This is a genomic window from Natronosalvus halobius (assembly GCF_024138145.1).
Lineage (GTDB): Archaea > Halobacteriota > Halobacteria > Halobacteriales > Natrialbaceae > Natronosalvus > Natronosalvus halobius.
In genome coordinates, this window is the sequence record NZ_CP099997.1 from 1,210,655 (window position 1) to 1,224,863 (window position 14,209).

13 protein-coding genes are annotated in these 14,209 nt (G+C 64.4%); 10 read left to right on the forward strand and 3 right to left on the reverse strand.

Translation table 11 applies throughout. From position 1 onward, the window contains the following. Positions 1-35: 35 nt before the first annotated feature. From NGM15_RS05885 to NGM15_RS05900, 4 genes are all read left to right on the forward strand, one after another. Positions 36-257: a DUF7976 family protein gene (locus NGM15_RS05885; RefSeq protein WP_253436514.1), complete on the forward strand. Its 222-nt coding sequence runs from the start codon at positions 36-38 to the stop codon at positions 255-257. 86 nt (positions 258-343) lie between these two features. Next, positions 344-1,033 carry a uracil-DNA glycosylase gene (locus tag NGM15_RS05890; protein WP_253436518.1) on the forward strand — a complete coding sequence of 230 codons (690 nt, stop codon included), beginning with the start codon at positions 344-346 and terminating at the stop codon, positions 1,031-1,033. Positions 1,034-1,143: 110 nt separating this feature from the next. Then, a complete protein-coding gene (locus NGM15_RS05895; RefSeq protein ID WP_253436521.1) occupies positions 1,144-1,422 on the forward strand; it encodes a UPF0058 family protein in 279 nt (92 codons plus the stop codon). Between the two features lie 167 nt (positions 1,423-1,589). Next, a complete protein-coding gene (locus NGM15_RS05900; protein WP_253436522.1) occupies positions 1,590-4,187 on the forward strand; it encodes a DUF7527 domain-containing protein in 2,598 nt (865 codons plus the stop codon). 1 nt (position 4,188) lies between these two features. Here the strand turns inward: NGM15_RS05900 and NGM15_RS05905 are convergent, their stop codons facing one another. After that, a complete protein-coding gene (locus NGM15_RS05905) occupies positions 4,189-4,494 on the reverse strand; it encodes a hypothetical protein (protein WP_253436525.1) in 306 nt (101 codons plus the stop codon). Between the two features lie 271 nt (positions 4,495-4,765). Between NGM15_RS05905 and NGM15_RS05910 the strand changes: the two genes are divergently transcribed. Further along, entirely contained in the window at positions 4,766-6,169 is a 1,404-nt protein-coding gene (locus NGM15_RS05910) for an adenylosuccinate synthase (protein ID WP_253436528.1), read from the forward strand. Positions 6,170-6,257: 88 nt separating this feature from the next. Here NGM15_RS05910 and NGM15_RS05915 read toward each other — a convergent pair whose 3' ends face one another. Together NGM15_RS05915 and NGM15_RS05920 are read right to left on the reverse strand one after the other, a co-directional pair. Beyond that, a complete protein-coding gene (locus NGM15_RS05915) occupies positions 6,258-8,591 on the reverse strand; it encodes a hypothetical protein (RefSeq protein WP_253436530.1) in 2,334 nt (777 codons plus the stop codon). 163 nt (positions 8,592-8,754) lie between these two features. Further along, the gene (locus NGM15_RS05920; protein ID WP_253436533.1) at positions 8,755-10,419 is read right to left on the reverse strand and encodes a sensor histidine kinase; all 1,665 of its coding nucleotides are present in this window, start codon (positions 10,417-10,419) and stop codon (positions 8,755-8,757) included. A 146-nt stretch (positions 10,420-10,565) separates the two neighbouring features. Between NGM15_RS05920 and NGM15_RS05925 the strand changes: the two genes are divergently transcribed. The 5 genes from NGM15_RS05925 to NGM15_RS05945 all read left to right on the forward strand — a co-directional run bounded on the left by NGM15_RS05925 (position 10,566) and on the right by NGM15_RS05945 (position 14,157). Then, complete coding sequence (locus NGM15_RS05925; protein WP_253436535.1) at positions 10,566-10,760, forward strand: methytransferase partner Trm112; 195 nt, start codon at positions 10,566-10,568, stop codon at positions 10,758-10,760. Between the two features lie 9 nt (positions 10,761-10,769). Continuing rightward, on the forward strand, positions 10,770-11,408 hold the full coding sequence (locus tag NGM15_RS05930; RefSeq protein WP_253436538.1) for a DUF7524 family protein: 639 nt from the start codon (positions 10,770-10,772) through the stop codon (positions 11,406-11,408). Positions 11,409-11,486: 78 nt separating this feature from the next. Then, positions 11,487-12,362, forward strand: coding sequence for a CbiX/SirB N-terminal domain-containing protein (locus tag NGM15_RS05935; RefSeq protein ID WP_253436540.1), 876 nt, complete (start codon positions 11,487-11,489; stop codon positions 12,360-12,362). A 52-nt stretch (positions 12,363-12,414) separates the two neighbouring features. After that, positions 12,415-13,641, forward strand: a complete 1,227-nt coding sequence (locus NGM15_RS05940; protein WP_425494477.1) for a DR2241 family protein — start codon at positions 12,415-12,417, stop codon at positions 13,639-13,641. Positions 13,642-13,800: 159 nt separating this feature from the next. Then, the gene (locus NGM15_RS05945) at positions 13,801-14,157 is read left to right on the forward strand and encodes a hypothetical protein (protein WP_253436547.1); all 357 of its coding nucleotides are present in this window, start codon (positions 13,801-13,803) and stop codon (positions 14,155-14,157) included. The last annotated feature ends 52 nt before the right edge of the window (positions 14,158-14,209 follow it).

Here is a 14,209-nt window from a genome sequence, read left to right on the forward strand (position 1 = left end):
AGCGCTGAATCCATGAACGAGTACACCGAGAAACCATGAGCGACGACGAGTTCGAGCCCGATTCCGAGCGCGTGGCTCTGCTCCGGGAAATCGCCGACGACGTGCGCAGTGACTCGAGCGAGAGCAAGCAACTGGCGAACATCCTCTACCGGACGAGCGACCTCTACGACGAGACCGAGGACACCTCGCCCGAGGAAATCGTCCGGAACGTCAAGTTCATCCTCGAGGTCAACGAACGCGGCGGCCTCGGGCGCTGAGATTCGGCTCTGGAGTGTCGAGGGTGGGGGAGGGACCGTACGGACCGGAGCGCGTCGTTTTTGTAGCAGCCAGCCCAGAGACGACCGTGGACGCGAATCAGCTGTCGACGGCGAACCCGTTCGGCATGGACGAGAACTGCGAGAACTGCCCGGAACTCTGTGCGCCGCGCACGCAGGTCGTCCACGGCTACGGCGACGTAGGGGCGGACTTCCTGTTCGTCGGCGAACGACCGAGCGCTCCGGCCGACGTGGTCGGGATTCCGTTCCTCGAGGCGGGTTCCAAAGACGAAGGCGAACGCGGGGCCGGTGACGACGGTGGAACGAGTGAAGTTGGGGCTAATGGTGGCCTCTACAGAATCCTCCAGCGACTCGGTCTCTGCGCGAGCGTGAGCGACCCCGAGGAACCGGAACTCGCCAACGTCTATCTTACCCTGTTGACCCGCTGTCGCGACCCCGAGCGCCCGCCGACGGACGAGGAGATCGTCACCTGCGAACCGTACCTCAACGCCGAGATTCGCATGATCAACCCCGAGATCATCGTCCCCGTGGGCCAGCGCGCGCTCACCGAAATCGGCACCGAGTACACGACCACGGCCGCGGACAACCTCGAGATCGAGACCCACCACGCGACGACGATCCGGGGTCGCGGCTTCGAACTCGTGCCCATGCTCGAGCCCGCAGCCCAGACCCGGGCCCAGACCCAGGCCTGGTTGGAGCACTTCGTCGACCTGATGGCGTCCGATTATCGACAGACGAAGGGGCGACAGGGGCGTTAACGGGATCACCGAAAGGACGAGACGTGACCGCAGACGGCCGGGACTGATCGCCCGAATTTGGCACGCTGAGCCACACAACGCTTAAATCGGAACCGTTCATAGTCGCGGGTATGCACAAGGACGAACTGCTCGAGCTCCACGACGAACTCGTCGTCATCATGGAGTACTTCTCCGAGCGAGAGCACGTCGACGAGAGCCTCTTCGACGCCTATCACCAACTCGACGTCGACCCCGACGACGTCCACAAGTCAAAGAGCGAGCACAAACACGCCGTCTTCGTCCTCGGCAACGCGCTCGCGAACGCGATGAGCGAGGACGAGTTCTCGAGCGCCGGCCGGATAGGCAAGCGCATGAAGGAACTGGCCGACGACGCCGAGTCGAAGATCTAGTACCCATCCATACGTCGACTCCGAGTGAAACCGGATGAACGCCGCCGGTTTCACTCGTTCGTTCAGGCCTGGAACGCCACTAAACGAAACTCGAGGCCGCCGATAGACCTCCGGTTCGCCATCGAACCAGGCGAAACGTATTTACACCGGTTCCCGCTTGTTGAAACATGGATCCGCGCACGCAAGAGCGCGTCGAGCGATGGGATTCCCGTCCGTTTTCCGGCGGCTACGACGGTCTCTCTTCACTCGCCGACGAGGAATTCTCCGGTGCCGTAACGACCGGCGGTGCCTGGGCATTCATGCTCAACGGACGCATCGTCGGCGTCGCTGACGGCGCTCTCGAACAGTTCGACGGAGCAACTGGCACGACCTACGAGGCGCCACACCCGTCCCTGCCACTGCTGTGTACGATGGACGAGCAGGGCGGCGAAACCAGAGCAAAGTACTACACAAACGACACGCCACTGAGCGAGGTCGACCAGACGCTCCAGGAGGGGTCGTTCACCGGCTACGTCGAACTGAGCGAACAGGTACTCAGCGGCGACTACTACCTCGTGTACTACGGCGGTCGACGGATGGCCGCGGCCTACATTGGGAACGCACAACGCCTCCTGAGCGGCGATGAGGCGTTCGAACGGGCCGACGACGAGGTCGGAATCTACGAGGTGGTCGACGTCGATATCGACATCCAGGACGTCCCCGGATCGGCGCCGACACCGGAGCCGACGTCCGGAGCCTCGACGGCATCAGCGAGGGGGTCCGGCGGGGCGAGCGAGACAGTCGGTGAGACCAGTACGGCGACCGACAGCGAGCGCGACGTCGAATCGCAGTCCGAGCCGGTGTCCGATGGAACGAGCGATACCGCCGGTGGGATCACGACGAGTGCGACGGCCGAACCGGAATCGGAGCCAGTAGAGACGTCCGGCATCACGGAACCGGCGACCGAAGCCGACGTTCGAACTGATACTGGCTCGACCGTCGAACACGACGAACCCGAAGAACACGACGAACACAACGAACTCGATGACGCCGAGACGGTCGACGACGAATCGAATGCCGATGCGCAGCCGATGCCCCCGGCGGGAGGTGAGAGCCGACCGGACGCGAGTGGCGAGTCCGGTCGCGGAGACGACGCGCCCGATACACCAACCGACGCCGGACCGGACGCGGCGACGCCCGTGGAAGATGCCGAACCGATGCCGCCGACCTCGAGCGACTCGCTCGATCCGGAGGACGTGGAAGCCGCCGCGGAGGAACTCGGTGCCGACGGCGTTCCCTGGGAGGGTACCGACGAGGACGACGGGAGCGGCGAGTCTCGTGAGGCCCGCGAGGCCCGCGAGGCCCACGAGGCCCGCGAGGCCCGCGAGGACAACGAAGTCCAGGACGGCGACGAACGAGAGACAGACGGCCGAGCACCCGAAACCGACAACGAGCCGTCGGAGAGTGATCCGCTCGACGAACGCTTCAAGCAGGAAGAGCAATGGCGGGAAACTCGAAACATCCCCTCGATCGACCCGAAGAAGTCCTCACGTCCCGACCGGACGGACGACGACGGGTCGCGATCGCAATCGAACGCCGGAAGTCGGCGCCGAACGACGGGTGATCGGTCGCGCCAGTCTGGATCGGCGACTGCCTCGTCTGCGACCGGTGGGGCCTCGTCGACCCAGGCGTCGAACTCGAGTACCGGTCGTTCGAAGCCACAACAGGACGGGACCACCAGCGAATCAGGGCAGGGTCGTGCTCGATCCACCGCTAGCACCGCGAGAAACGTCCCCCGGGAGACTCTCGAGGAGGACATGCTTGAGCGCGAGGACAAGATCGATCGACTCACTCAGCGCGTCGACGAACTCGAGCGAGAGAAGGGGACACTCGAAGAGCGCCAGCAGGAACTCGCGACCGAGCGCGACCGGTACCGCGAGCGCGCCGAGGAACTCTCGGCGACCGTCGACCGATTGCAACAACGCATCGAAACGCTCGAGACCGAACTCGAGCAGGTTCGAGCGGCCGACGCCGCGGGCGTCCCCGTCGACGGGACCAATCTCTCGCCCCAGGAGGCGCTGTCCAGGACCAACCTGTTCGTCCGGTACGCCTCGAAGAGTCAGCCGACGCTGGCGACGGCCCACGATGAGAACGTGAGTCGCGAGGACGTCGCGGAGAACCTCCGTCTCGAACACCACACGCAGTTCGACGCGAGCGAGGTCGTCGTCGACGGCCAACCGTACGAGGCGTTCCTCGGGTCGCGGATCGAGTACCAGTTCGTCGAGTGGCTCGTCGCTATCCTGCCGTTCGAAATCCGTGATACCGGCCACGCGGACGGCCTCGGTGATCTCTACGACGCCCTCCCCCGCATCGATCGAGCCGAACTCGACGCCTCAGTCTCCCTCGACGGGGACGACACCGAGGGCGTTCCCGACGAAGTCGCATTCGACGTCGTCGCATTCGACAAGATGGGAAATCCGTTGCTCGCGGCCAACCTCGATGGATCGCGCGATCCCGCCACCCAAACGGATCTCGAGACGCTGGAGGAATCCGTCTCGGCGGTCAAAGCCAACCACGGCGAACTCGCCGCAGCGTTTTTCGTCACCTCGAGCTTCTTCGAGCCGGGCGCCCTCGAGGTGACCGAGCAGGCGACCGGCGGCGGCGGCTTCCTCACGCGAGACTCACGGCTGAGTTACGTGTCGCTGTCGCGAAAACAGGGTGGGTATCACCTGTGCCTCGTGGAGTCGCGTTCGGGCGGCTTCCACATGAACGTCCCAGAACTCTAGGCTAGCCTTCGACTTCGGCGACGTCTTCGATCTTCATGCCCTCGAGCTTGTCGACGATCTCGTCGAGTTTGCCGTCGAGTTCGTCGACGAACTCGACCGTCCGCTCGGTCTTGATTGCCCCCTGGCTGGAGGGTTCGATGAGGTTCTCTTCTTCGAGTACGCGCAGGGAATACCGAACCTTGTGGTGGGGGTACCCGGTTTCGTTGGACATCTTGACGATCCCGATCGGTTCGTTATCGATGACCATCTTCAGGACCTGCAGATGTCGTTCCAGCATATCGACTTCCTTCTCAAGTCGGTCTATCATGGCATTTGTTAACTTGTCTTTGCACCTTTTAAAGATTGCCCTCGCGTTGCGGCAAAATGAACCGTCACCTGACACTCTGTCGTGACAGAGGTTAACGTTTCGGGTTCGGGTACTGTGACGACACTCGACGAATACTCGAGGAGATATTCACGACCACCCAGATTTTCTCTTCGAAAAGGAACCTCCTATACACAAACGTGGATCGAATATCGCCCGTCGCGCCCCACAGACCGTAACCGGTTTATCGACCGGGCAAGAATCCGGCGCCTGTATGACTGTCACAATCGTCGGGTCGCAACTCGGCGACGAGGGCAAAGGCGGCGTCGTCGACCTCTACGGCGACGCTGCTGACGTCGTCGCTCGCTACCAGGGTGGCGACAATGCCGGCCACACCGTCGTTCACGGCGACGAAACGTACAAACTCTCGCTGGTGCCGTCCGGCGCCGTGCGCGGCAAGACAGGCGTCCTCGGCAACGGCTGCGTCGTCAACCCCGAGACGCTGTTCGACGAACTCGATCAGCTCCGCGAGCGGGGCCTCGAGCCGGACGTTCGCGTCGCCGAACGCGCGCACGCGATACTCCCGTATCACCGCGTGCTCGACGGCATCGAGGAGGAAGAGAAGGCCGACCTCGCCGCGGGGACGACCAAACGCGGCATCGGCCCCACCTACGAGGACAAGGCGGGCCGCCGCGGCGTCCGCATCGGCGACCTCCTGGACCCCGAGGTCCTCCGCGAGCGTCTCGAGTACGTCGTCCCCCAGAAGCGCGCGCTCGCCGAGGACGTCTTCGACGTGACCCTCGAAGGCGAGACGGCGGCGGCCTTCGACGTCGACCACCTCTTCGAGACCTACCGCGCCTACGGCGAGCGGCTCGCGGACGAGGATATGACCGTCGACTGTGGCACCTTCCTCCAGGAGCGCGTCGACGCGGGAGAGAACGTCCTGCTCGAAGGTGCCCAGGGCACATCGATCGACATCGACCACGGAGTCTACCCCTACGTCACGTCCTCGAACCCGACCGCGGGGGGTGCGACCGTCGGCACCGGCCTGGGACCGACCGTCGTCGGCCAGGGCGAGGTCATCGGCATCGTGAAGGCCTACCTCTCCCGGGTGGGTACCGGCCCGCTCCCGACCGAACTCGGCGGCGTCGAGGGGCAGACTCCCGGCTACGACGCCGAGTCGAGTACTGGCGATGGGGACGAAGGCGAAGGCAAAGACGAGGACGAGGAGGAACTCGCAACCTACATCCGCGACGAGGGCGGCGAGTACGGCACCGTCACCGGGCGCCCCCGCCGCGTCGGATGGCTCGACATCCCCATGTTGCGCCACGCCGCTCGCACGAACGGCTTCACCGGCCTCGCGATCAACCACATCGACGTCCTCGCCGGACTCGAAGAGGTCAAGGTCGGCCACAGCTACGAGTTCGACAGCGAGGAGATCTTCACCGTCCCGCCGACGACCGAGAAATGGGCTCGTTGCGAGGCCACCTACCGTACCTTCGAGGGCTGGCCGGACGTCGACTGGGCCGCCGTCGCCGAGGAGGGCTACGAGGCCATCCCCGAGAACGCGCGGACGTACCTCGAGTACCTGTCGACGGAACTCGACGCGCCGCTTTACGCCATCGGCGTCGGTCCAGGACGCGAACAGACGGTCGTCCGCGAGTCGCCCTACGAGTAGTGTCGCCAGGCCCGGCCGATCGATGAATCGAGCCGTCTGTTGGCGCGTTCGCGAGCGCAGTTAGGGTCCGTTTCGTCACGGTCCCAACTCACGCGATCGGGTAGGCGAGCAGTAGCTGTTCTTCCGGCCAGTAAAATCGGCCGTCGTAGTAGATCGGGGCTTCGGACTCCGCGAGAAAGTCGGTCACTGATCCAGGATCGACCTCGAACGAGAGCGGATTCGGTTGCAGGCGCTTTCCGTCACCCCAGTTTGGGACCGCGTATCCCCCGACTGGGTCGATGGGGAACGGAACGGCCGTTACCCGGAGTCCGTCTGAATCTCCTCGTGCGTCTCCGTCATTGGCTGTGCACTCGTCATCGCCCTCCTTACTGGCTCGACGGCCGCCAGCAGATAGCACGTAAATCAGGGTCGGCCACCAGCTAGCGACGAACCGGTAGCTGCCGTCGCCGACGACGGCTCGCGGCTGGGTGTTGTCAGTGCTGGCCGCACACTGCGTTGCCGTGGCCAAACTGTGGCCGTACAGGAGCAGTTCGCCGACGGTCGTGTTGCCCGAGCGGCCGACATCGTCGTCGTGGTCTCCACCCACTCCAGCGGTCCCGGCGACCCCGGGGACCCCGACGGCTCCGGCGACGCTCCCGTGCTCGACGAGGTCGACGGCGAGCGACCGGGGCCCGTCGATCTGAAACAGCTGGACGTTGTTCTCCTCCAGCGATGCCGGTTCGAGGACGCCGTCACGACAGCGAATACCGGCTTCGGAGCAGTCACCGATGACGTGGAGGAAGTCCACTCCCGTCTCGAAGACATCGGCGAGTTCCTCGCGAGAGGGGTCCTCAAGTGCCGTCACGGTCGGTGAGAGCACGTCGTCTCGTCGTCGGTAGCGATCGACGACCGAGGCTCGTTCCGCGTCCGCGATTTCGTCCGTGAACGCGACGACCACGGCCCGCTGTCGACGGTCGGCTCCGAGGTATTCGAGGCGATTGCGGTAGGCGGCGGGCATCGACGTAAACGCGGCGTCGGTTGGATCCGACGTGACTCCACCCGGCTGGAGGCGACCTCGCAGCCGAGAAATTGCCTCGAAACGCTGTTCGTTGTTCGAGGGAAAATCGACTGCCGATCGATTCTTCTCGGTCGTTTTCGTCGCTTTCATCGCTTCCGTCCCATCAATCACGTCAGTCGCGTCCGTCGGCTCTGCCACCTCTTTCGTCGCCTCTGTCGTCTCCATCGCCTCCGTTGTCTCTGTCACTTCAGCCACTTTAGTCCCCTCCGTCGCCTCCGCCACCTTCGGAAGCTCGATCGCCGCCATATCGTACAACAGATGTGGAAGCTGAGCAACCGACTCCGGCGACGGCTCGACCGTCATCCGGTACGGCCAGGAGGGAAGCGCGTCCTCGAGCGGCGGCCCCGGAAACGAGAGATAGGCCTCGAGACGCTCCGCGAGCGGTGCCTCGACACACGGCTCGAGGTCGATTCCGGCCGACTCGAGGATACTGTGCGCCCGAACAGTCCACTCCGAATCGTCGTACCACGTGGCGAGCATGTCGAGGAAGAAGACTCGCTTCAACAGCGTCGCTGCCTGCCCTTCGAACGCCGGGAGCGGGTCGAACTCGTGGTGGACGTCGACAGCAGGCGCACGAAGGATCGGTGCCGAGTCGTCCTGGACACTGACGCGAGCCCCTAGATAGTACGCCAGTGGAGCCACCGGCAGGAGTGCCGAGAGCGAGTCCGGAATCAGGAGTTCGATCCCGGTATCGGGTGTCGACGCCTCGACGGCCGCTGGCACGGTCGTCTCAGAACCGAGGCGTATCGTCGGGGGATAGCCCCGATGGTTTCGGTGTACTCGGTCGACCGTCGTCGTCGTGATGGCGGCGCCGAGGTGGGATACGGCCGTTGCAAACCCCGCTGTCGTGGGTTCGACGGTCAGCTCGTGGCGCGGGTAGTCGACGTACGTCTTGAAGCCGAAGGTGACCGTCGTGGGGTGGGGAAACGATATCGTGAGGCCGGATTCCGGCCGGTACCTGATCGTTCCGGCGCCGTCGAAGCAGAGGTGGACAATGATGCTCGATTCGACCGAACACCGGTACTGTCCCTCGGGTAACGAGTACCGGACTGGTCGGTCGGTGCCGACGTCGTCGCGGATGGCAGCCGTCGTTTGTCCGTTCCGTTCGACCTGAAACGAGCCGTCGGATCGGGTGACTTTGAGGAAGTTCTGCAGGTCGTACCTGACCTCCGTGACTCGAGCCGTGACTGCCGCGTCGACCTGCTCGTCGATGTCGCGGTCGTTCACGAACGGATCCCACCCGGTCAGACCAAACGAGAGCTCGTTCCCTGCGATGTCGGTTACGTTGAGGGACGAACTGGCGGTGTAGAACGTGACGTCGACGAGGTCGATGTTCGGGTTGGGGTTGGCACCGGCGCCGTTCACGCCATCACCCCCGGCACCAACGTGGCAGCCTTTTGGGGAACTCGAGAGGTTCGAGGGGGTCGAGTGAGTCGGGCGAGTCGGGCGAATTGGCTGGGTCGAGTGAATCGGGCGGATTGAGCGAGTCGAACGAGTCGAGCGAGTCGAACGAGTCGAGTAAACCGAATCACTGGACATCACCGTTCGATTCCGGCACCGCCGACGAATCGGGCGTTTCAATCGCGGATGCGCTGTTGAGGTAGACGCCCGTGAACTCGAATCGGGCTCCACCGGCCGACCCGTCGGTACACTCGACACTCCAGCCGTGTTCCTCGGCGATTCGCTCGACGATAGCGAGACCGAGTCCGGTACTCCCGGAGCCCGAACTGTAGCCGGATTCGAATACGGCCTCGCGTTCAGACGGCGGGATGCCCGGGCCGTCGTCCTCGACCGCGAATCCGTCATCGCACGTGCCGACTCGGACGCAGACCGCCGCTTTGCCTCGCCCTCCTGGCGAATCGTCATTGGGTCCGGGTTCGGAAGAGCCCGAAGCGGTCCCCTGCTCCACGGCGTCGTCGGCACGAGATCCGTGCTGATCGCGGGCCGAACCGTGTTCCACCGAATTCCGGAACAGGTTCTCGAACAACTGGAGCAAACGCGTCGGGTCCGCATCGATCCAGACACCGCCATCGTCCAGTTCGAGACGGGCGTCTCGAGTGTCGACGTGTTCCCAGGCCTGCTCGGCGACGGCGGACAGTCTGACTGGCTCGAGGGTCCCCGTCCCGTCGCCCTTGCGAGCGACCGCCAGCACGTCGTCGATGAGCTGTTCCATTCTGTCGTGAGCCTGCTGGATTTCGGCGACCGCGTCGTGGTCGGTGCCGAGTTCGTCCCGGACGAATCCCAGATAGCCGTTCGCAACGGTGAGGGGATTTCGGAGGTCGTGGCTAACGATACTCGCGAACTGGTCGAGGCGCTCGTTCTGTCGCTCGAGTTCGCGTTCCCGGACTTTCAGCGCGGTGAGGTCGGTGTAGATCCGGTATCCACGGGTCGTTTCGTCACCCGTTACTATGGGGACCGTTCGGCGCAAGAACGGTCGCGGTCCGGAGGGCGTATTTCTGACGACTTCGGATTCGGTCTCTCCGTCAGGTGCGTGTTCGAGTAACGGCGTTCGGGTGGGGTCGTCACCTCCGTCGTCGGGTGCCTCGAGTACGTCCGCGATCGATTCGCCGACGATCGACTCGGCGTCATGCCCGAAGACGCGAACGAACGCGGAGTTGACGCGCTCGATCCGGTAGCGCTCGCCTTCGATTCGGTACTGGACGGCCGCGTCGGAAACGTTCTCGAACAGCGCCGCGAATCGATCGCGTTCGGTCTCCAGCGCCGCCTCGTATTCGACGCTGGTTCGAGCGTTGACCACGATTGCGACGAGCGTCTCGCCGATTCGACGGTCGAGGTCGGAAAACGCACCGGGTTCCGACGAGAACACCTGAAATACGCCGTCGTCGGCGATGGGAATGGAGAGGACCGAGCGAAAAGAGTCGCACGTCGGGGCGGCGTCGGCGTCGTCCCGGAGGTCGTCGACAAGGATGGTGGATCCGGTCGCGAGCGTTCGACCGGCGATGCCGGCGTCCGCCGATAGCGCCTGGCCGGGAATCAAGTGATTCGCGTACACTGCCCGGGGGATCAAGCGACCGTCTTGCTGCGTACAGATGCTCGCGGCTTCGAACGACAGCGCGTCCGCCGCCGCGATCAGCGCGTGCTCGTAGACCGATTCGACGGACGTACACGCATCGAGTGTCGTCGCAATATCGCCGAGTCGTCCGATGGATTCGACGGTCTTCGAGGCAACCATATTCGAGAGGAGAGAGACCAGCGTTCGACGCCGTCGTCTCGTTTCTTTCTTCTCACCCAATCATATAAATGTTCATGGGCGTCAGTCGATCGTCGACACGCGGCCGTTCCCGAAACCTTTTGCTGGATGCGGTCCCCTGTCGAACCATGAACGAGTCGTTGCTAGAGATCCTTTGCTGCCCGCTCGACAAAGACGACCTCGAACTCGAGGACGCCGAGTACGACGACGAGGAGATCATCTCGGGATCGCTCGTCTGTACTGGATGTGGCGAATCCTATCCGATCGAAGACGGCATTCCGAACCTGCTCCCACCGGACATGCGCGAAACATCGCCGGCATAAGGTGATCTCGTGTCCCGCCACGCGGCCACCGTCACCGTCGATCGAACCGGGTCCGACAGCCTCGCTGCCAGCGCCAGCTCGCTCGAGGCGAGCCACCCGTTCGAGATCCGACTCGAGAGCGAGGGTGGGCCGGCACACGTTCACTGCCGGCTGACCGGCGAGCTAGCGGGCGCCGCATCGATCGAGGCGTTGAACGCGGGCAATGGGAACGCTCGAGACGGAAACCACTACGTCGACCCCGATCGACCAACCCCCATCCTGGTCGACTTCGATCCGGTGGCACTCGAGGCGCCCCTCGAGGGATCGATCGTCCTCTCGACGGGGTACGGCGCGACCGAAACGACGCTCGCGGTGACGCTGCTCCCGACCACCCGTCCGGTCGACGTCGACCAGACGCTCGGCGAACCCGCTCGAGAAGAGCCGGAGCCGACGACGTTCGAGCGCGGCGTCGAACAGCTTCGAGCCGTGAGCGGGCTCGAGCCCGGTACCCTCGGCGTCCTCGCTCTCGCAGTTCTCGCGATCGCCATCGCCTGGTCGACGGCTGCCGTGGTCGGCGGAACTGTCGCGTACGCCAGCGTGTTGATCGTCTCGATCGGCGTCGTCGTCGCGGTCGCCCTGCTGGTCGGACGGCTCGAGCCGCCGGGGTAGGAGGAAGGGAGTAGGGCCGCCGACGGCGAACGCACCGACAGCGAAGTCGATAAACCGCTGCCATCCTAACGACCGAGTATGCAAGCGCTGGTCATCGTGGCACACGGATCGCATCTGAATCCGGACTCCGCACAGCCGACGTACGACCACGCGGATACGATCCGGAAGACGGGCGCCTTCGACGAGGTTCGAGAGGGATTCTGGAAGGAAGAACCCCACTTTCGAGAGGTGATACGGACCGTAGAATCCGACGAGGTGTTCGTCGTCCCCCTGTTCATCAGCGAGGGGTACTTCACCGAACAGGTGATCCCGCGAGAACTCCGCCTCGAGGGCTGGGACCCCGACCTGTGGGAGTCGGACGGCACCGACGCCACCGAAGTCACGCTCGAGGTCGGCGACGCCGAGAAAATCGTTCACTACTGCGGCCCCGTCGGGACCCACGACGCGATGACTGACGTGATCGTCAAGCGCGCCGAGACGGTGACCGACGACCCCGAGGTCGGCCCCGGGTTCGGGCTCGCGGTGGTCGGCCACGGGACCGAGCGAAACGAGAACTCCGCGAAAGCCATCGAACACCACACCGAGCGCATCCGTGAGATGAATCGCTTCGACGAAGTACGGGCACTCTACATGGACGAAGAGCCGGAAGTCGACGACGTCACCGATTACTTCGAGAGCGAGGACGTCGTCGTCGTCCCCCTGTTCGTCGCCGACGGTTTCCACACCCAGGAGGACATCCCGGAGGACATGGGGCTCACCGACGATTACCGAACGGGCTGGGACGTGCCTGGAACCGTCGACGGCCAGCGCATCTGGTACGCCGGAGCGGTCGGTACCGAACCGTTGATGGCCGACGTGATCCTGGAGCGGGCGGTCGACGCCGGCGCCGACGTCGGCGATGCGCTCGAGCAAGTCGAGTCCTGGACGCGCGAGACGCCGGCGGCGGGTGACTGACGTGGAGCGAAATGCCGCTGACGTGGACGAGTCGGATCGACGAGTCGCCGACGTGGTGCTCGAAGCGCTCCTGGAGACAGTACTCGAGACTGACGAGGACGACCAACCGGTGATCGACTTCGACGGACTTGTCGCGGAGCGACTCGCGGACGGTTCGACACACCGACTCGAGACTCCGACCGCGACCGTCGAAATCGAGGCGTCGACCGTAGCCGACGCGACGGAGCGATCGATGGACGAGTTGCGCCAGTCGCTCGATCCGATCGCCCCCTACGTCACGAACTGGTACGTCTGGGATCAGACGGTCGGCGGCCGCGAAACCGCCCGGCGCGCGTTCTTGCGGTGGTGTGAAGGGGCGCCGCTGGATGACCCGGACGTCGAGACAGTAGCGACGAAAACGGAAGCGACCGGCGTTATCGAGCGATACGACGCCCTCGAGTCGGGCGTCGTCCGTCACTGGGGCGAACTCGAGATCACGACCCACCTCGCGGCGGAAAACGGCGACCGCACAGGCCACGCCGGCACCGATCCCCGCGCAGGCACCGACACCGACCACAGCACCGGCGAACGCGTCTACGAGATCCGCCACGTCCAGGACGCCGACGTCACCGACGAGACGCTCGAAGAGTACGACGACCCTCGCGACGCCCGCGACATCGTCACCTACGACGAGGAAGGACGGTACCGACCGCTGAAAACGGCTCCAACGCTTGTGGTGGGGTGGCGCTTCGCCGGCCTGTCGGGTGACGATCTGGTCGAAACCGTTCGCACGATATACCCGGCCACGGTCGCCAACTGGCACCGCGAGCAACGCGGCGACATCGACATCGACCACTGGCTCGAGACGGCCGAGCGCCAGACCGGCATCTACGACGTGGTCGACGAACTCCCGCGGGATGCCCTCGAGTGGCTGACCGAAGCCTGCTGCGTCGACTCCCAGTGTCTCAAACGCCGCGAGTGGGAGTACGCGGCCGACGATCCGATCGACACCGATCCCGGCGACGGCGTCTTCCCCTGCCGAGAGCCCTGCTCGCTCGTCGTCGCCGCGGCCCGGAAGTGGGCCATTCTCGAGAGCGAGGAGGAGAAGACGTGGGAACTCGAGTTGACGACCAGCGAGATGAACCAGCTGGCCGAAATCGTCGACGCCGTCGCGGGCGGACGAGTCGACGAGATCCGCGAGGCGGACGTCTACGACGGGGCGAACCGCTACCGGGCGCGATACCTCCGTGCGAAGCGAATGGGCGACGGCTCGCTCGGCGAGGAAACGACCGATCCCTAGAGGGTCGAAGATCACCCCGAAGTCCGAGCGCCGCTCCCTCGAGTGGTGAGCGCCGACCCCCTCGGATTTCGAGCGCCGCTTCTTCTCTGTCCCCCGAGGCGAGGGCCTCTTGCATACGCCGCACACAGCGTTTTCCCCGCTCACGTGGTAATCCATAGCATGCTCGTCCAGCTCGAGCAGTACAAACACGAGGAGGTCCAGTTCGATGACAACCGAACGACCGGCGAATCCCAGACCGCGGACTCGATCGAACGGGAGTCAGAGGAGTACTTCGGCGAAGACATCGAGGAATTCGACGTCGAAACCTGGGAAACCGTCGAGTACGAGGGAGATCCTATCCAGCGTCGCGACGTCACGATCGACGGCGTCACCGCCGTTTCCGTCCCCCAGCGATCGAACAAAGACGACGATTCGGCACTTCCTGGGAAGACCATCCAGGTCAGACTCGAGGGGGGCATCGAAACGTTCGAGCAGGCGGAGATCGTCGAAGTGCAGGACGAAAACCCGAACGAGTGAGTGGTGAGCGGTGAGCGGTGAGCGGTGAGCGGTGCCCACGTCGAGTGATCGA

Excerpts from the sequence above, each read along its gene's own strand:
- NGM15_RS05885 (WP_253436514.1), top strand. The coding sequence starts at position 36 with ATGAGCGACGACGAGTTCGAGCCCGATTCCGAGCGCGTGGCTCTGCTC.
- NGM15_RS05895 (WP_253436521.1), top strand. The coding sequence starts at position 1,144 with ATGCACAAGGACGAACTGCTCGAGCTCCACGACGAACTCGTCGTCATC.
- NGM15_RS05900 (WP_253436522.1), top strand. The coding sequence starts at position 1,590 with ATGGATCCGCGCACGCAAGAGCGCGTCGAGCGATGGGATTCCCGTCCG.
- NGM15_RS05905 (WP_253436525.1), bottom strand. The coding sequence starts at position 4,494 with ATGATAGACCGACTTGAGAAGGAAGTCGATATGCTGGAACGACATCTG.
- NGM15_RS05910 (WP_253436528.1), top strand. The coding sequence starts at position 4,766 with ATGACTGTCACAATCGTCGGGTCGCAACTCGGCGACGAGGGCAAAGGC.
- NGM15_RS05920 (WP_253436533.1), bottom strand. The coding sequence starts at position 10,419 with ATGGTTGCCTCGAAGACCGTCGAATCCATCGGACGACTCGGCGATATT.
- NGM15_RS05925 (WP_253436535.1), top strand. The coding sequence starts at position 10,566 with ATGAACGAGTCGTTGCTAGAGATCCTTTGCTGCCCGCTCGACAAAGAC.
- NGM15_RS05935 (WP_253436540.1), top strand. The coding sequence starts at position 11,487 with ATGCAAGCGCTGGTCATCGTGGCACACGGATCGCATCTGAATCCGGAC.
- NGM15_RS05945 (WP_253436547.1), top strand. The coding sequence starts at position 13,801 with ATGCTCGTCCAGCTCGAGCAGTACAAACACGAGGAGGTCCAGTTCGAT.